This is a genomic window from Bacteroides caecigallinarum (genome assembly GCF_021530995.1).
In the GTDB taxonomy this organism is placed as follows: domain Bacteria; phylum Bacteroidota; class Bacteroidia; order Bacteroidales; family Bacteroidaceae; genus Phocaeicola; species Phocaeicola faecigallinarum.
This window is the reverse complement of record NZ_JADYTF010000333.1, coordinates 1-281: the sequence shown is the minus strand read 5'-3', so window position 1 is coordinate 281 and position 281 is coordinate 1. Positions and strand designations below refer to the sequence as shown.

The window sequence follows — 281 nt, the reverse complement described above, 5'->3', positions numbered from 1 at the left end:
CCGTGTCTCAGTTCCAATGTGGGGGACCTTCCTCTCAGAACCCCTATCCATCGTTGGCTAGGTGGGCCGTTACCCCGCCTACTACCTAATGGAACGCATCCCCATCGTTTACCGATGAATCTTTAATGGTATTATCATGCAATCTTACCATACTATCGGGTATTAATCTTTCTTTCGAAAGGCTATCCCCGAGTAAACGGAAGGTTGGATACGCGTTACTCACCCGTGCGCCGGTCGCCGGCAATTGAAGCAAGCTTCAATCCCGCTGCCCCTCGACTTGC

1 rRNA gene is annotated in these 281 nt (G+C 51.6%); it reads right to left on the bottom strand.

The features are described from left to right. A 16S ribosomal RNA gene (locus I6E24_RS16900) occupies nucleotides 1-281 on the bottom strand; the annotation flags it as partial.